This is a genomic window from Ligilactobacillus hohenheimensis (assembly GCF_947381805.1).
Taxonomy (GTDB): Bacteria; Bacillota; Bacilli; order Lactobacillales; family Lactobacillaceae; genus Ligilactobacillus; species Ligilactobacillus hohenheimensis.
Genome location: NZ_CANCXC010000001.1, coordinates 638,193 through 656,447, shown reverse-complemented (window position 1 = coordinate 656,447; position 18,255 = coordinate 638,193). Strand labels below are relative to the sequence as shown.

Genomic DNA, 18,255 nt, shown 5'->3' with positions numbered 1-18,255 from the left:
AGGAGTATTACAAAAATGGCATTAGATTTAAGAAAGTACGTCGCAAGTATTCCTGATTATCCGGAAAAGGGGATTATTTTCCGGGATATTTCACCACTCTTAGCTGACGGTCCTGCTTTTCGGGAAGCAACGGATCAGATTGTAAAGTTTGCTAAGGATAAGGGCGTTGAAATGATTGTTGGGCCGGAAGCCCGGGGCTTTATTGTCGGGGGACCGGTCGCCTACGAGTTAGGGGTCGGGTTTGCCCCTGCCCGGAAGAAAGGGAAGCTTCCCCGTGAAACCGTAAAGGCTGAGTATAGCTTGGAGTATGGAACGTCTGCTCTGTACATGCACAAAGATGCGGTTAAGCCGGGCCAGCGCGTCCTTGTTACGGATGACTTACTAGCTACTGGTGGAACCATTAGCGCGACGATTGACCTTGTTGAACAACTTGGTGGGATTGTCGTTGGGTGTGCCTTTCTAATTGAGCTGACGCAGCTGAAGGGTCGCGAGCGGATTAAGGGGTACGATACGCTGGCACTAATGGATTTTGATGGTGAGTAGTTAGGAATCTTATTAACGATATAAAAAATGGTGGAAACTGAGCAATCAGTTTCCACCATTTTCTCCTCTTTTAAGCAGGATGGTTATTTCCGCATCCGCCGTTTCAAGTCTTCAAATGAGTCACGGAGTTGATATCCAACCCAGGCGATTGCCAGAAGACTGACAAGCAGTCCCACGTAGAAGAACGGCGGGGTGTACGTCATCTTGATAGTATGCTTTCCTGGTTGAACGTTGAACGCCATGAGAGCCTGCTGAACCTTAAAGGTTTTTACCCGGCGGCCGTCAACCCGGACGTGCCAGCCCTTTGAGTACGGAATGGTTGTTGTCACGATGTGCTTGTCGCGTGGAACAGTAATTGTTCCAATAATCTTCCGGGAGCTGAACCGCGTAACGTGGAGGGAATGCCGCTGGACATCCTTAAGCCCTTGGGTAACAGCGTGGTTGTTCATTCGGTACAGCACGAAGTTTTGAAGTTGAACGCTAGGTTGGGTGTAGTCAATTGAAACACTCACCCGTTGGTGTTTGTTCTCACTTGCGACGTTCGCAATCACGGTGTGCCGGAAGCTGCCATCCTGGTAAAGTGGTTGACCATTCAGCGAGACCGTTGCGTTGTTGTTTTGGCTTGCCAGTGCCGCACCAAGCGTTAGGTAGTAGATGTCGTTTGAATCCGGGACAAAGGTCAAGGCAATCTTACCGTCGTTAGCCTGGTTTTTCTTTGAAAAAATTTGGTTAGTAAGTGTATTACCACCGGTCGAATTTGTATACTGAACACCGTTAAAGTCGGCTACTTTGAAGTAACTCCGTTGTTTTTTGTTCCCTAAAACTGCGTTGAGCCACTCGTTTTGGTATGCAATCGGATTATCGTACATTGCCGGCATGTGTTTGATTTTGTCGCCGGCTGCGTACGCAATTCCGGCAGCATACGGGTTTCTAAAGATGGCCGTGTGCGCAGTTGAGTCGACCCGGTCGTAAAGCGTTAGGTTATTAATCTCGGTTAATTGGTTGAGCGGCGGGGTGGTCTGGTTGGTTGTCGGGGCAATGGCGTACTTCATGTTAAGCAGCCCGTCCGACACCACGGTTCCGTTACTGTAAGAAACGTTGTTATCCCCGTCAAGGTCCCCAATTTTGCCGTAAAAGTCAGGGATTGCCTTTTCAAGGGCGGAACTAAAGTACGAACCGGTATGCATGTTAAACGCAATCCCGTCGTTCCGGTCCCGGTTATAAAGTTCACTTACCCGGTAAAAACCGTCATCCAGTTGGTGCAGTTGGCGGCTATCAACGGCTAACTGGGTTGCAGGAACGTCGTAGTCACTCTTTGATAGGTACGTAATACTACCGAGGGAGAGGACAACGTTGGTTCCCATTTCACCCAGAACCGCACAGAAAAGCAAAACGTTTCGAAGATGGACAAACCGGTCAGCCGGCTGAATAAAGAGCAGTAGAAGAATAACAATCCCGAATGCCAGTGAGAGGTAGAGTTCGGTAGGGTTAACGTAGCCAAACTTTTTAATGTTAACGAAGTTGTAGGTGATTATTCCCCCGAATAAGAGCGCGACGATTCCCGCTTGCCACCACGTGATTGTAAGGTGCTCGTTCTTAAACGTGACCGCTGCCAGGAAGACCATCCAGAAGCTAATTACGAATGAGAACCGGCACGGATACCAAACAGGGAACTGAAAGGCGTGCCAGAACAGGACAAGGGGGTCAAACGTCATTGAAACTACAAGAAACACGCTGACTGTCAAAGCAGCCAGCCGTTGACGCCAACTAAACCGGGACGTCAGGAAGTAGACAATGGTTCCAAAGAGGGCCAGGCTACCAACAAAGATGTTCGGTAATCCCCATGACATCTGGTTAAAACTGTAGGCGCCAAGAACCATCTTCGACATAATCTTTGGTAGGAAGAACTGGAACTTGGTAGTCATTGCCTGGGTATAAGCCCCCTTACTGTTAAGCAGGGAGTATGCCGTTGGTAATAGAATAATTGCCCCAATTGCTGCCGCAAGAAGGGAGCGCTTAATGAAAAGCCATCCGTCCTTGAAAAGCTGTTGCCGTGAAATGTGGCGGTTTGCCTCAAACCAGCAGAAGAAGAGCACCAGGAAGATGCAGATCATGTATCCCATGTAGTAGTTGATGACCATCATTAATGCAAGCATTAGGGAGTAGGCATACCTGTTCTTTTCCTCCAACATGTTCATGAGGGTTAGGGCAATCAACGGGAGAAAAATGGCCGCGTCAAGCCAGAGCAAGTTGAGCTGGTTGGCGACGAACCATGCCATTAGTGCGTAACTGGTTGCAAAGGCGGGCACCATTACACCGGTTTGTAGGTTGCGCTTTTTCAATAGGTACCCGAAGGCAAGCCCAGCCAAACCATACTTGAGGACTGTGAGCCACAGGATTCCCGATACAATGCTGTTTCCCGGGAAGAGGAGCAGGATGAGGTTAAACGGGCTTAATAGGTAGTACGCAACGTCACCAAACATTCCGCCCCCAATGGCCTTACTAAAGGAATAGAAGAAGCCACTAGGGTGTAACAGAATGTGCTTAAAGTAACGGAAAAAATCAATGTATTGTTCCCCTAAGTCGACCGTTAAAATTGTTTGGGAGCCAAAGGGGGCCATGTGCCGGTAGATGAAGTACCCCAACATGATGGCTGCAGGACACATGAAACTTAGGATCAATTGATAATGGTCCTTTAGAAATTGTTTAGTACGTTTGATTGCAAAAACCTCCAGTTTATTACCGATAATATTCTTTCCTAGTCTACCACGATTAAGGGGGAGAATAAATTCTGTGAGCTGGGAATTGCACTCTTGGATTTTATTTGGGACGTTCTACTCGTTACCTATAAAATATGGTAGGATGGAGTTTGAACTAACGTCTGAAATCAGGGTGGATGAAGTCCCTGATAAGAGGGAGAAGAGCGGAATGAAGAAATCACTCGGAAAAATTAAGTTTAAGCAACAGAAGAAGGGTACGCGGGACAATAAATCAATTATTCCGTTCCGGCTAAATCTCCTGTTTTTCCTGGTTTTTATGTTGTTTGTAGCGTTAATTATTCAAATGGCGCACCTGCAAATTATGCAAGGAAAACGGTTTGCGGCGGAAGCGGCGAATAATTCGACTAAGGTTGAAACCCGAAATGTCCAACGGGGGATGATTTTTGACTCAACCGGGAAGGTGCTTGTGGGGAACGATTCTTCCCGGGCAATCACCTATACGAAGCCGTTAAACGTAACGGATGCCCAGATGTACCAGGTTGCTAACGAACTCGGGAAATTTCTTTCCGTGGGAACGAACACGCTAAGTTCTGCGCAGAAGGCTGAGTATTATTTAGCTAATCCTAAGAATAATGCCCGCATCGTGAAGAAGATCAGCGGTGCTGATACGATGACCGGCGGGAAGCTGACGAAGGCGGAGCAGGATTATGTTCGTCGCCATCATCTGGGACAAAACCTATCGGCAGCGCAGCAGAATGCCGCAGTGATTTTTAATAAGATGAACGGAGCATTGTCACTATCAACCGTATACATTAAGACGAAGGACGTCAGCGACAAGGAAATGGCTCTTGTTGGTGCGCACATGGCACAATTGCCCGGAATCCAGGTTGGAACGAGTTGGAGTCGGAACTATCCAAATGGGGATTCAATCAAGAGTATCGTCGGAACGGTGACGACCCAAAGGCAGGGACTTCCGGAAAACCAGGTTAATGAACTGTTGGCCGAAGGGTACGCCCGGAATGATAGCGTCGGTTCCAGTTATCTTGAATCGGAGTATGAGAATGTTCTTAAGGGAACTAAGAAGACGATTAAGGTTGAAACTCAGAACAACAAGGTTAAGAAGGAAGTCAAGGAATACGGCGGGCAGAACGGAAGCGACCTTCAGTTAACGATTAATGCTAAGTTCCAGAATGACTTGCAGGGGATTATCCAGAAACAGGTTAATAGTCTTTCTGGTGCTAGTCCGCAATGTCAGGGAGGATATGCCGTTGTTATTAACCCAAATAATGGCGCGGTAATTGGAATCGCAGGAGTTCACCGTGATCCTAAAACAGGTAAGCAATCATCGGATGCATTAGGTACAATTAATCAGGCGTTCGCGATGGGGTCATCCGTTAAGCCTGCGATGGTAATGGGAGGACTCCAGAGCGGGGCTATTACGCCAGAGAATAATACAATTGAGGATACGCCAATTGTGTTGCAAGGAATTGCGCGGATTGCCTCTTGGTTTGATCAAAAAGGTCAAACGATTGATATGAACTTAACTGCTCAACAAGCATTGCAGGTATCCTCTAACGATTACATGGTTAAGCTGATTATGAGAATGGGAGGCTTTAAGTACGCCCCGGGAAAGAAGTTACAGATGCCTGTTTCAATTTTTAGCCAATTACGAAATAATTTTGCCCAGTTTGGTCTAGGGGTAAAGACAGGAATTGATATTCCTGGTGAGACAGCCGGAATGAAAGGAAAGAGTGATAAGAAACATATAGGCCAGGCGTTGTACATGGGTTTTGGGCAGTATGATACGTATACAACCATGCAACTTGCACAATATGTATCAACGATTGCCAATGGCGGGTACCGATTGCAACCTCATATTGTGTCCGCCATTAGAAAGCCAATGAAGAATGGTAAATTAGGTGAAATACAGTATAAGTACTCTCCTAAAGTATTAAATGTCGTTTCAGCAACATCTGCGCAGTGGAACGTCTTAAAAGAAGGTATGTGGGCAGTTGCGCATGGTTCGAGCCAATATACGACTGGGAAACCGCTTGGGGACATAAAGCCAGCCGTTGCAGCTAAGACTGGTCAGGCGCAAACGGTTACTGATGGGCATGATACCTATACGTATGATGCGATTTCATATGCGCCGTATAAAAATCCGCAAGTTGCCGTGGTTGTCGTGTACCCGGGAATTTCGGCTAACGTTAATAACTTTACGGCAGAAATGGATACGACAAAGGCTATTTATAAGGCATATTGGGATGATGTTCAGTCAAGTGATGGCTTTTAACTAGAAATAAAAAGACCGCGTTTTTCGACGCGGTCTTTATATACGTTAAAATGGTGTCAAGTACCTATTTATTTATGAGTTACGACGTTCGGAAAGGTTTTATCAAATAATTTTTCCGATTGAACCGTTCTGGTTCTGATTTTGTATTGCGTAGTTGTAATTCGGTGCTTTGGAAGGCAGTAAGCTAGGAAAAGAGTTTGCGCATCCGTATCATGGTTACACTTGACCGCTGTTTTAAACGACTTATCAATATTTACAGTTCGAACGGCAGTAACATCCTCTTTTAATCCATGAACACCCTTAGCCGTATTAATTAGGACGCCTAAAGTAGCAAGAGCTATGAGTGCTTTTCCACCGAACCGCGGTTGTTGTTGGAAGTATAGCTTAATTAGTGGCATTGAAAAACAGATAAACGGGAAGAAAATCGGGTAGACGTAACGGGGAACAAAAATCGGGCGCATTAAGACAGAAATTAGAAAGCCGAGTCCGATTGTTCCAATCATCGTTCCGCTAATTGCCATAAAGTATAGATTAAACGCCGAATTATCAAGTAGTTTAATTCCGTTAATTAAGACAAATATGAGAACAACTAGAAAGAGAACCGCCAAAATAGAAAACGCATGAAGACCTACAATGTCAGTCAAGTGAACGTAGTAAAAGCTTCCAATATAATCGTAAAGAGAGTTTTTAATCCAGTAACTCCCATGCACGCTTTTTAGTTGGCTGTATGCGATTGTTAACCACGGAATAAAGAGAACGATAAGACCAATTCCGGCAATTGTATATGCTCCGACCTTGTTATAATGACGAGTGTGAAGCGCGTAAAGCCAAAAAAACATAAGGAGAAGCCCTGCGCTAACCGCTGCAAAGTAATGAGTCCAAGCAGCAGCGCCAGCAAAGATGGTAGCGCAAATTATGAATGAAAAGTTTCCAAGGGTCTCAAATTGGTAAATGAAAAACAATTCACAACTAATAAATAATGCTGCCAAGGCGTACATTCTAATGTTGGTCGAATACCAAAGAACCGAGGGCATGAGTAAAGTAAGTACAAAGATAAACAGAGAAGTATGCTTATTCAAAAGGGAAGAAACTATTGAGTTAATAATTAAAATTGTTAAGAAGAAGCAGCCAACAGAAAATAAGCGGCCAATAATTATTTGAACAAACGGGCTACAGTTGCTAATAAAAGTAACCTTAAACAATAGTTTTAATACGAGATAATACAAAGGGGGGTGGACGTCAAGAGCGTCTAGTTGGATAATTGACCAAAAAGAATGCCTAAGAAGTTCGAGAGAATATGTTTCATCCGTATTCGCCAAGTTTAAACGAAGAGACCATATTAATAATAAGACCATACAAATGGTCAATAATATTTTTAAACGAGAAGACTTCTTGTTTGTATTATGTATTGAATGCAACGATATGTTCACTCCTTAATCATGATACCTGTATATTATTACAAAATTCTAAAACGCAGGACGGATAGTGGGTTAAAGGGATGGATATTAGGGACAGATATTATATAATAAACTGGTTAATGTCTACGTGAGGTGATATACCGTGGAATTTAAGAGTGACTTACCATTATCCGAATTTCAGCAATTTGCAGCGCAACATCCGTTAGGAAGATATATGCAAACTTCCGCACAGTTAGCGGTTACTAAGAACAATAAGCCCGTTGGTTGTGTGGGGGTCTATGGCGATAATGGCCATCTTGTTGCGGCAGCTTACTACTTTGTTGACCACGCTAAATTTGGGGATGTTTATTCAATTAAGGGTGGACCATTATTAGATTATTCTGATAGCGTGGTTTTAGATTTCTTTATTCAATCGTGCACTCGTTTCTTCCGTGGACAAGGGGGATTAGCATTTAGAATTACCCCGCCATTAGACGCGGCTGTTTTGGATGACGAGGGGCATACAAAGGCGACCATGAATAATGAGTTGATTAATCACCTTGGCCATCTTGGATTTCGACACGTTGCACAGGAACCAATTAAAGATAATAAATATCCCGGTGTTGGATTGGGGTTTGAATTCAGAAAAGACTTAACTAATATTCACTCGACTGATGAACTCCGGGCAACGTATGCCAAGCAAACGCGGAATGATGTTAAGCGGGCTGAGCGATTGGGTGTTTACGTTAAGCGGTTGGATTATAACGAGTTAGGTGAATTTAAAAAACAAACAGCGTTGACAGCGGACCGGCGTGACTTTGCTGACAAACCGCTTACTTTTTATCAACATGCATATCAGGCATTCGGTGACGATGTTCAGTTTTTGATGGCCCAACTAAATCTAGTAGATTTTATTCGGCGTAACAAGGACGAGATCACTGCTTTATCTGATGAAATTGCCAAGATTGATGATAAGTTGAAGGTAAAACAAACAAAGAAGCTTAACCGGCGACGAGCTGAATTTGAACAGCAAATTCAAAGCAAGCAACGGAATATTCAGCAAGCACAGGCAGAACAACAAAAGTACGGTGATGTTATTACGCTTTCTGGTGGAATGTTTTATACAGAGCCCCAGGAAGTTGCGTATATGTTTAGTTTTAATAACAAGGAATTTGGGAATTATCACGGCCAGGTTTTACTGCAGGACTACATGTTAAACCAGGCGGTTGCTCGAAAAATTCCGACGTATAACTTCTACATGGTTACAGGAAATTTTGATGGCACTGATGGAATCTTAAAATTTAAACAATCTTTCGGTGGCCAGACGTATCAGACGATTGGCTGGTTTGAAAAGCCATTAAGCACGGTTAAATATCAAATTAATCGGTGGCTGAAGAAACTGCTAGGGCGCAGTGACGTTCGGTAATTGAGGAGAAATAAATGAAATTTGTAGCTAATTTGCCATTTGACAAATACGAAAAATTTGAACAGTCTTGTCCAGCTGGAAGGTATATGCAGTCACGCGGGCAATACAATATGAATAAGCTTTCCAAAAAGACGGGCTGCCTTGGTGTTGTTGACGATGATGAGCACGTTATTGCTGGGGCGTTTTACTTTATTGATCATGCCCGAATGGGGGATATTTACTCCGTGTGGGGCGGCCCTTTGATGGACTATGATAACGAAGAACTGGTAGATTTCTTTTTTGACAATGCAGAACGCTTTTTCAAGCAGCAGGGAGCACTAGCTTTTCGGTTTACCCCAGTTTTGGATGTTCAACAACTGGATGATCAGGGCCAAGTCGTTGCTGAATATAACGAAAATGTTCGACAGCATTTAATTAATCGGGGATACCGGAACGTTCCCCAAAATCCCGTTACGGATAACCGAATGCCTAAGGTTGGTTTGGGTTACGAGTACCGGAAGGATCTAAGTAAGATTAACAGTGTAAAAGAACTTCGGGCTACTTACGATAAACGTGCGCGGAACGACGTTAAGCGGGCAGAACGGTTTGGCGTATACCTTGAACGAATTGATTATGACCATTTGGCCGCATTTAAAAAGCATACGGAAGATACGGCTGAACAGCGTGAATATCACGACCAAACGCTGGACTTTTATCAGCATGCGTACAAGGAATTTAAGGACAACGTGGTATTTATTGAAGCGCGTCTAAATCTCGCTGATTTCATTGCTAATAAGGAACAAGAATTGGTGAAGGCGCAACAAGAGGTAGACGAACTCAACGCCAAGTTACAAGATGCCAGTTCAAAGAAGCTAAAAACTAAGCTAAGCCAGGGACGGCAGCAGATTAAAAGCCTAAATAAAGCGCTCACCCGTGCAAAGAATGAGCAAAAGGAAAATGGCGATGTAATTACTTTATCCGGTGGAATGTTTTATATTCAGCCGCAGGAAATTAGTTACATGTTTAGTTTCACTAATAAGCAATTTAGTAACTATTATGGCCAGCATTACTTAATGGACCACATGATGCAGATGGCAATTGAACGGGGAATTCCGACGTATAACTTCTACATGGTAACCGGGAAGTTTGATGGCACGGATGGAGTGCTAAAGTTTAAACAGCTCTTTAAGGGAGCAACGTTCCGGACGATGGGCTGGTTTGAAAAACCGTTACAACCGATAAAGTACGGGATTGACCATGTTGTTAAGACAATTTTGGGCCACGGGAACGACGTAAAGTAGTGGGAGGAACGTGTGATGGAGTTTATCTCAGAGTTATCGCTAGACGAATACGAACAGTTCGGGAAGCAACATCCCCTCGGACGGTTTATGCAGTTACGTGGCCAATACAATATGAATAAGCAATCCAAGAAGGTTGGTTGTATCGGAGTCAGGGAAAATGGCCAATTAGTTGCTGGTTCGACTTATTTTGTTGACCATGCCCGGATGGGCGATATTTATTCGATGTGGGCCGGACCGTTGATGGATTATTCTAACCAGGAATTGGTCAGTTTTTTCTTTGGCGAAGCGGAATGCTTTTTCAAGCAGCAGGGGGCGCTTGCTATTAGGGTGACGCCGCCACTTGATGCGGAACGGCTTGATAACCAGGGAAAGGTGGTTGCCCAGTTTAATCAGTCGCTTGTTGAGCTGATGGTGAATAGTGGATACAAGCACGTTGAGCAGCATCCCGTTACGGATAACCGGATTCCGTTAATCGGATTAGGGTACGAGTACCGAAAGGATTTACGGCCCATTCATTCGGTCGATGAATTACGGGCAACGTACAGCAAACAAGCACGAAATGATATTAAGCGTGCCGAGAAGCTGGGGGTATACATTGACCGCTTAAGTTATGACGAATTGCCAGAATTTAAGAAGCAAACGGCTGCCACGGCTGAACGGCGTTCTTTTGCGGATAAGACGCTGCATTTTTATCAGAGTGCGTACCAAGAATACGGTGATGATGTTTATTACCTAATGGCACGCTTGAACTTGGATGATTTTATCGCGCGGAATAAAAAAGAGATTGAGCAATTGCAGCAGAGCATTGACAAGGTTGATGCGCGCCTTGAGAAGAAGGATACGCCTAAATTGCAACGGCGTAAAAATGAGTTTTTGCAACAAATCAAGGGTAAGCAGCGGAATATTACCCAGGCCGAGGATGAGCGGAAGACGTATGGTAATGTGTTGACGTTATCAGGTGGAATGTTCTGTACTCATCCACAGGAGTTAGCGTACCTGTTTAGTTTTAATAATAAGCAGTTTGGTAATTATCATGGCCAGTATCTCCTTCAGGACTATGTGATGCAGATTGCGTTAAAAAAGCATATTCCAACATATAATTTTTACATGGTAACGGGAAACTTCGATGGTAGTGATGGTGTGTTAAAGTTTAAACAATCATTTGGCGGAACACCGTACCGAACGATTGGCTGGTTCGAAAAGCCGTTAAAGCCAATGCTGTACAGGGTTAATCAGGTGATTAAAACGCTTATCGGACACAACGACGAACGGTAATTTAGAAAAACTAATAAGGTTTGTAACTAAAATGTAATGGGGGGGGGTACCCTCATTTGTTGTATGATGAGTATGTTAGATGAGAGCTACATAGGTTTGATTTATTCGGAGGTATTCTTTATGAAGAAGAAGAAGCAATTATTAACAGCGGCAGCCGTTGGAGCAGCCACGGTTGCTGCCGGAATGGGCGCAGCTAACGTTCATGCTGACTCTGTTACGGTTACCAAGCAACACATTGGTGACGAAACCAAGGTCACAACGACAACGCACCACGATGGCAAGAGCCAGTCACAGATTTCAAGTGACAAGGCGGCCGTTGCTAGTCAAAAGAAAGTTGTCAGCAGCGCTAAGGCCAGCATGGACAGCGCCCAGAGTGTTGTCAACAACGACAAGACCAAGGTAAGTTCAGCGCAGGCTAACGTTAACAGCGCTAAGTCCAAGTTAGACAGTGCCCAGTCCAAGGTTAACGAACCATCCTCACTAAAGAACGATATGTCCAAGCAGTCGCAGCGGATTAGCAGTGACAAGACGGCAATCGCTAACAAGCAAAACGATGTGAAGAATGACCAGACCAAGGTTGCGCAGGACCAGCAACACAAGTTAACACCAGAACAGCAGTCCAAGATTGCTGCGGACAAGCAGGCGGTGACCGATGCGCAAAACAAGGTTAACCAGGATGAGCAGAATGTTAAGAAGGCGGAGACACAGAATCCTGTTAGTTTAACTGACAAGGAACAGGCTGCTTTGAATGAAATCAATAAGTGGCGCACGCAGAACGGCCTTGCTCCGCTGAAGGTTGCCGATAATCTCCAAAAGTACGCTGAACAGCGGGCAAAGGATGGCGCAAAAGAGAATCCGGATTGGCAAGGCCAAAATAATCAAATTCATGCAATGGGGTATCCTGAAAAGAATGGTGTTGCTGGTGATGTTTCTGTTGGTTCGATATTTGGTGGTGGCAATGGAACGGATATGGCCGATATTTGGTATAACGATCCAAAGGGTATCAATATAGATTGGCCTGCCAAGCCGCATCACAACATGATGATGAATCCAGCCTACGGTAGTATTGGAATTGCTGAGTATGATGGTGGTTGGGTAGCAGTTTACGCCGTCGGTAATCCTGTTGGTTTAAGTAATGCGGATAACTCAGCCTTAACCGCTGCGCAAAACCAGCTGAAGAACGACCAGCAGGCTCTGCAGAATGCGCAAAACCAGCTGAACAATGACGAACAGACTTTTGGCGTTAAGCAGTTAGAGAACGACCAGAAGCAGTTACAACAGGATCAGCAGGACCTGAACAATCTGCAGAACGACTTGCAGAACGCGCAGAATCAGCTGGACAACGACCAGAAGACGTTGAACAGTATCACTCCAGCGGACATCGCTAACGCCAAGAAGGCCCTGGCAGACGCTCAGAACGATTACAACAACGCGGTTCAGGCACTCAACCAGGCTCAGGCCCAGGAAAACGCGGACCAGGCAACCTTAGCTAAGTACCAGACTGCATACCAGTCTGCTCTGCAGAAGCTGGACGAATTAGAAGCCGCATTGAAAGCGGACGAACCGTACAACACAACGTCCGTTCAGTGGATTAAGGATCAGCAGCCAATGACGAGTGCTGAAATTAGCAGCCACTACGTTATGCGGTCAACCGCAAAGGCATCATACAAGAGTGGGGACGCCGATGTTGTGTACGCTGACACGGTAACGGCTAACAAGCAGGCTACTAAGAAGGCCCTGCCAGACACTGGTGATGCCCAGAATAGTGCTGCATCAATGGCCGGGATTCTGGGATTAGGATTAGCCGGAATCTTAAGCATGTTTGGTTTAGCTGAGCGGAAGAAGCGGAACTAAACCTAAGAACTATTCATTTTCGTATCAAGCAGAAAGCTACCGTTACGGCGGTGGCTTTTTGTTTACAATGAGAAATTGACTGGTTTCCCCCAGACTTACTATAATAAGAACAATGACGATTGAACGGAAGGTAGGAGCACGATGGACTTAAAAGCAATGCAGGAGCGGCAGCGCCACATCCGCAATTTTTCGATTGTAGCCCACATTGATCACGGGAAATCAACGCTTGCCGATCGGATTCTTGAGTTAACCGATACTGTTTCCAAGCGGGAAATGCAGGACCAACTGCTGGATTCAATGGACCTTGAGCGGGAACGGGGAATCACGATTAAGTTGAATGCGGTGGAACTGCATTATACGGCAAAGGACGGGGAGACGTATATTTTTCATCTGATTGATACCCCCGGCCACGTGGACTTTTCGTATGAGGTTTCCCGGAGCCTTGCAGCGTGTGAAGGGGCATTGCTGGTCGTTGATGCGGCTCAAGGGGTCGAGGCGCAAACGTTAGCAAACGTGTACCTGGCCCTGGACGATGACCTGGAAATTTTACCTGTAATCAATAAGATCGATCTTCCATCGGCGGAGCCCGAAAAGGTGCGCCAGCAGATTGAGGACGTCATTGGGCTCGATGCCAGTGACGCCGTATTAGCCAGCGCCAAAAAGGGGATTGGAATTGAGAAAATCCTCGGGCAGATTGTTCACCAGGTGCCCGCACCAACGGGTGATTTGCAGGCGCCGTTAAAGGCATTAATCTTTGATTCGGTTTACGATGACTACCGGGGCGTTGTTCTAAGCGTCCGGATTGTTGAGGGAACCGTTCAGGCCGGCGATCGGATTAAACTGATGAATAGCGGCGCAGAGTACGAAGTCACCGAAGTGGGCGTAAACTCCCCGAAGCCGTTAAAACGGGACATGTTAATTGCCGGGGATGTTGGGTACATCACTGCCAGCATTAAGAATATCCAGGACACGCGGGTGGGGGATACCGTTACTAATGCGGATCATCCGACCGAGAAGCCGTTAGCCGGTTACCGGGAAATGAGCCCGATGGTATATTCTGGGCTATACCCCACGGATAACGCTAAGTATAACGATTTACGGGACGCCCTCGAAAAACTGCAGCTGAACGATGCGGCCCTTGAGTTTGAGCCCGAAACTTCCCAGGCACTGGGCTTTGGGTTCCGGTGTGGGTTCCTCGGCTTACTCCACATGGACGTGATTCAGGAACGGTTAGAGCGGGAATTTAACCTGAGTTTGATTACCACTGCCCCATCAGTAACCTATGACGTTGAACTAACAAATGGGCAGCATAAGGCCGTGGCTAACCCGGCAGAAATGCCCCCCGCAACGGAAATCAAGCAGATTAACGAGCCCTTTGTAAAGGCGACAATTATGGTACCTAACGACTATGTTGGGGCGGTAATGGAATTGTGCCAACGGAAACGGGGCCAGTTTGACACGATGGAGTATCTCGACGACTACCGGGTAAATGTTATTTACGACATGCCGTTGTCGGAAATCATCTTTGATTTCTTTGATAGGCTCAAGTCGAGTACCCGTGGTTATGCGTCACTTGACTACGAGTTGAACGGGACACGGCCGAGTGAACTCGTGAAAATTGATATTCTGCTCAATGGCGATAAGATTGACGCCCTAAGTTTTATTGCGCACAAAGAGTTTGCGGAAAAACGCGGGCGGGAAATCGTAATGAAGTTAAAGAAGATTATTCCGCGGCAAAACTTTGAAGTCCCGATTCAAGCAGCGATTGGTGCGAAAATTATCGCCCGGACCAATATCAAAGCATACCGGAAAGACGTTACGGCCCGCATTCATACCGGGGATCCGGACCGGCGGGCGAAGTTGTTAGAGAAGCAGAAGCGGGGGAAAAAGCGGATGAAGGCCATCGGGAAGGTGGACGTTCCGCAGGAGGCCTTTATGGCAGTGTTGAAGACGGACGAAGAGCTTGATAACAAGTAAGGGGCGAGCACTTATGGGAAAACAACCAGCGCAGCGGTATGTGCAACCGAAAAATGTTCGTGAAGCAATGACGGTGATCCAGGATTTGTTTAACCAGTATCGTCACGCGCCCGTCACCCCCGAACTGTTAAACTATCATGACGGTCTTATTCAGCGCCTCCAGTCGGATATTTTCGTTGCAGCTTTACGGGAAAACAACCCTGCGCAGCAGAAACAGTTGGGGACAATGATTCAGGCGATGAAGGCGTGGCGGCAAATCCGGGTAAGTGGCCAGCCGTTTAACGGTAAAATGAAGAACTTTAAGTTAGTTACGAATAACGGCCCGCATTTCAAACAGCACGTTCATAAGATTAAGGGAAATCATAACTACCGTGGTGTGCGGCATTAGTTGAAGCGAAAAACGGAGGAAATATTTATGGTAGAAGAGATTACTGCCCCAGGAAACCGCCGGGTTAAGGATTGGGCAAAGTTACAGACTAGTCGGGGACGGAAGAAGCAGCACCGGTACTTACTGGAAGGATGGCATCTGGTAAAGGAAGCGTTAGCTGCACAGGTGGTGATCAACGAACTGATTATTGTTGCTGACGAAATTAGCTTACTGGATGATTTATCAGTTCCGGGGGACTGTGAAGTGGTCACAATTACCCGTGAAATTGCCCAAAAAATTAGTTCAACACCGAGTCCGCAGGGGGTCTTTGCGGTGGCGCCTCTCGTTGACCAGCAACCGGTGACACCCAGCCAAGCTCAGGGCGCATGGCTTTTCCTTGATGGGGTACAGGACCCAGGAAACATCGGGACGATGGTGCGGACGGCGGATGCGGCCGGCTTTAACGGGGTTGTTTTTGGCCCCGGAACGGCGGATTACCACCAGCCGAAAATTATGCGTTCGATGCAGGGCAGCCAGTTTCACCTGCACCTGGTGACAACGCCCGATTTAGGGGAGTGGGTCACCACGTTTAGGGATCGCAAAATCCCGGTTTTTGGGAGTGAACTAAACGTAAATGCGCGGGATTACCGCACTGTTGGCCAGCATCAGGATTTTGCATTGGTAATGGGGAACGAAGGAAACGGCATGAGTGCTGATTTGCTTCACCAAACAGCGATGAACCTCTATATCCCGATCGCCGGGCAGGCAGAATCCCTAAACGTTGCGGTTGCGGCTGGAATTTTGATGTTTCAGTTAATTGGCGGTTAAGAATCAATAACACTGCTAGTTTACGCTTGAATTTTTAGCAGGCACGGGCTACGATACGCATTGAAGCGGTTATTTTGCTGACAAAGGAGTAGTTATTCATGAAACAGGGAGAATGGAAGGCTGATCCGGTGTACGTCGGGTATGTCCGGGACTTACTCGAACGCCCGGAGGTTCAACGGTTAGCAAACTTTGTTCAGCACCACGCAACAACGCGGCTGGAACATTGTATTACGGTTTCTTACGAGAGTTATCGGATTGCTCGCCGGCTCCACCTTGATGCCCGGGCAACTGCGCGGGCAGGGTTATTGCATGACTTGTTTTACTATGACTGGCGGACAACCAAGTTTAGCTTAGGAACACATGCCTGGATTCATCCCCGGATTGCCCTGCGGAATGCGGAAAAGATTACGCCGTTGACCGCAAAGGAACGTGACATTATTGTCAAGCATATGTGGGGAGCAACCATCGTTCCGCCGAAGTACCCTGAGGGTTACGTGGTAACGCTTGTTGATAAGTATGCCGCAATTGAGGAATATAGTACCCATGTATTAATGGACACAAAACACCTGGTTCAGCAGCAGTTACCAATTAAATAACTGAAAGGAAGAATGTAATGCAGACTGATTTTCAATTATGCCCGAAATTTACGAAGATTTTTAGTATTCTTGGTAAGAAGTGGAACGGATTGATTATTGATGTTCTCCTAACGGCGGGACCACAGCGTTTTCGCGATTTAGCGGCTAAAATTAATAAGTGTAGCGATCGTGTTTTGGTTGAACGGTTAAAGGAATTAATCAAGGAAGGGCTTGTTGAAAAGGTGGCCGTTGAGGGCTGCTGCCGGGAGCAATATCAGTTAACTAAGCGGGGGCAGGATCTCCAAGCGATGATGACGGCTCTCCACGAATGGGCTGATAAGTGGTATACGGCTGATGACTGCGAGTAACTTGACGCCTCCTGGGCTAGCAGGTTAAAATTTAAACGAAGATTTTAAAGGCAACGATGGAAAAGAGTAGTCGTTTGGCGAGTTCAGAGAGGGGCCGGTGCTGGAAGGGTCCCCTCAATAAGCGATGAAGTTCACTTCCGGAGCTACTGTTGGGAGTTAATTAACGAAAAACAGTTCGGGACGCCCGTTATCCGTAAAGAGTGTTGGTGATTAGTTGTCGCCAAAACTAGGGTGGTACCGCGAAGCCTCGTCCCTATTTGGACGGGGCTTTTTTTATTTGCCTTTATCTGGAAAGGAGTAGACTGATGGATTTAACAACACAACTAAAACAATTGCGGGATGAAGGACTTGGCGCAGTGCAAGAAGCAACTGAACTTAAACAGTTAAATGAAATCCGGGTTCATTTTCTTGGTAAAAAGGGCCCGATTACGGCGGTTTTGCGGGGAATGAAAGAAATTGATCCGGCAGAACGGCCGCAAGTGGGAAAGTTTGCTAACGAGGTACGTGATGCACTCCAGCAGGCAATTGCAACGAAGCAGGATGAACTGGAAACGGCACAGATGGCAGCCAAGCTTGAAAAGGAAACCCTGGACGTAACCCTGCCCGGAACACCAGTTAAATCCGGAGCGCCCCATGTTTTGCAACAGATTATTGACGAAATCGAGGAACTTTTCCTGGGGATGGGTTACCAGGTAGTCAATGGTCCTGAAGTTGAAGAGGAACATTATAACTTTGAAATGATGAACCTGCCGAAGGATCATCCGGCGCGGGACATGCAGGATACGTTTTACATCACAAAGGATATTTTGATGCGGACCCAGACATCTCCGGTTCAAGCGCGGACCCTGGAAAAACACGACTTTAGCCAGGGACCGCTTAAGATGATTTCTCCCGGGAAGGTTTATCGCCGGGATACGGATGATGCAACCCATTCACACCAGTTCCACCAGATTGAGGGGCTTGTGGTTGACCGGCACATTACCATGGCTGACCTGAAAGGGACCCTCCAACTGTTGGCCCGGAAGATGTTTGGGGCTGACCGGAACATCCGGATGCGGCCAAGTTACTTCCCGTTTACCGAGCCATCGGCAGAAGTTGATGTTTCGTGTTTCAAGTGTGACGGTCAGGGATGTGCTGTTTGCAAGCAGACCGGCTGGATTGAAGTGTTAGGCGCCGGAATGGTTCACCCAAACGTTCTGTCAATGGCAGGCGTTGATCCGGAAGAGTACGGGGGCTTTGCCTTTGGCTTGGGTCCGGACCGATTTGCGATGTTGAAGTACGGGGTCGATGACATTCGGAACTTCTATCTGAATGATGAACGTTTCTTGAAGCAGTTTGCACGGAAGGGATAA

General features: G+C 46.4%; 14 protein-coding genes and 1 other annotated feature. Of the genes, 12 read left to right on the top strand and 2 right to left on the bottom strand.

The genetic code is table 11. The features are described from left to right. Positions 1 to 15 precede the first annotated feature (15 nt). Positions 16 to 543, top strand: a complete 528-nt coding sequence (locus QOR60_RS03185) for an adenine phosphoribosyltransferase (RefSeq protein WP_283581908.1) — start codon at positions 16 to 18, stop codon at positions 541 to 543. Positions 544 to 626: 83 nt separating this feature from the next. On the opposite strand, the gene QOR60_RS03180 is transcribed toward QOR60_RS03185, so the two are convergent. Beyond that, positions 627 to 3,209 (bottom strand): YfhO family protein, encoded by a 2,583-nt coding sequence (locus QOR60_RS03180; RefSeq protein ID WP_283581907.1) that lies wholly within the window; start codon positions 3,207 to 3,209, stop codon positions 627 to 629. Positions 3,210 to 3,471: 262 nt separating this feature from the next. Between QOR60_RS03180 and QOR60_RS03175 the strand changes: the two genes are divergently transcribed. Continuing rightward, positions 3,472 to 5,556 (top strand): peptidoglycan D,D-transpeptidase FtsI family protein, encoded by a 2,085-nt coding sequence (locus QOR60_RS03175; RefSeq protein WP_283581906.1) that lies wholly within the window; start codon positions 3,472 to 3,474, stop codon positions 5,554 to 5,556. Between the two features lie 68 nt (positions 5,557 to 5,624). Here QOR60_RS03175 and QOR60_RS03170 read toward each other — a convergent pair whose 3' ends face one another. Next, positions 5,625 to 6,590 carry a hypothetical protein gene (locus tag QOR60_RS03170; RefSeq protein ID WP_408612543.1) on the bottom strand — a complete coding sequence of 322 codons (966 nt, stop codon included), beginning with the start codon at positions 6,588 to 6,590 and terminating at the stop codon, positions 5,625 to 5,627. A 526-nt stretch (positions 6,591 to 7,116) separates the two neighbouring features. Here QOR60_RS03170 and QOR60_RS03165 point away from each other — a divergent pair. From QOR60_RS03165 to pheS, 10 genes are all read left to right on the top strand, one after another. Further along, the gene (locus QOR60_RS03165; protein WP_283581905.1) at positions 7,117 to 8,379 is read left to right on the top strand and encodes a peptidoglycan bridge formation glycyltransferase FemA/FemB family protein; all 1,263 of its coding nucleotides are present in this window, start codon (positions 7,117 to 7,119) and stop codon (positions 8,377 to 8,379) included. A 14-nt stretch (positions 8,380 to 8,393) separates the two neighbouring features. Next, entirely contained in the window at positions 8,394 to 9,659 is a 1,266-nt protein-coding gene (locus QOR60_RS03160) for a peptidoglycan bridge formation glycyltransferase FemA/FemB family protein (RefSeq protein ID WP_283581904.1), read from the top strand. Between the two features lie 15 nt (positions 9,660 to 9,674). After that, entirely contained in the window at positions 9,675 to 10,934 is a 1,260-nt protein-coding gene (locus tag QOR60_RS03155) for a peptidoglycan bridge formation glycyltransferase FemA/FemB family protein (RefSeq protein WP_283581903.1), read from the top strand. Positions 10,935 to 11,054: 120 nt separating this feature from the next. Next, a complete protein-coding gene (locus QOR60_RS03150; RefSeq protein ID WP_283581902.1) occupies positions 11,055 to 12,788 on the top strand; it encodes a CAP domain-containing protein in 1,734 nt (577 codons plus the stop codon). Between the two features lie 141 nt (positions 12,789 to 12,929). Then, positions 12,930 to 14,765 carry a translation elongation factor 4 gene (gene lepA / locus QOR60_RS03145; protein WP_283581901.1) on the top strand — a complete coding sequence of 612 codons (1,836 nt, stop codon included), beginning with the start codon at positions 12,930 to 12,932 and terminating at the stop codon, positions 14,763 to 14,765. Positions 14,766 to 14,778: 13 nt separating this feature from the next. Further along, positions 14,779 to 15,153, top strand: coding sequence for a hypothetical protein (locus QOR60_RS03140; RefSeq protein WP_283581900.1), 375 nt, complete (start codon positions 14,779 to 14,781; stop codon positions 15,151 to 15,153). Between the two features lie 27 nt (positions 15,154 to 15,180). Further along, complete coding sequence (locus QOR60_RS03135; protein WP_283581899.1) at positions 15,181 to 15,960, top strand: TrmH family RNA methyltransferase; 780 nt, start codon at positions 15,181 to 15,183, stop codon at positions 15,958 to 15,960. Between the two features lie 98 nt (positions 15,961 to 16,058). Beyond that, entirely contained in the window at positions 16,059 to 16,556 is a 498-nt protein-coding gene (locus QOR60_RS03130; RefSeq protein WP_283581898.1) for an HD domain-containing protein, read from the top strand. 17 nt (positions 16,557 to 16,573) lie between these two features. Continuing rightward, the gene (locus QOR60_RS03125) at positions 16,574 to 16,903 is read left to right on the top strand and encodes a winged helix-turn-helix transcriptional regulator (protein ID WP_283581897.1); all 330 of its coding nucleotides are present in this window, start codon (positions 16,574 to 16,576) and stop codon (positions 16,901 to 16,903) included. A 44-nt stretch (positions 16,904 to 16,947) separates the two neighbouring features. Next, positions 16,948 to 17,161: a binding site (T-box leader), on the top strand. Positions 17,162 to 17,208: 47 nt separating this feature from the next. Continuing rightward, positions 17,209 to 18,255, top strand: coding sequence for a phenylalanine--tRNA ligase subunit alpha (pheS, locus tag QOR60_RS03120; RefSeq protein ID WP_283581896.1), 1,047 nt, complete (start codon positions 17,209 to 17,211; stop codon positions 18,253 to 18,255).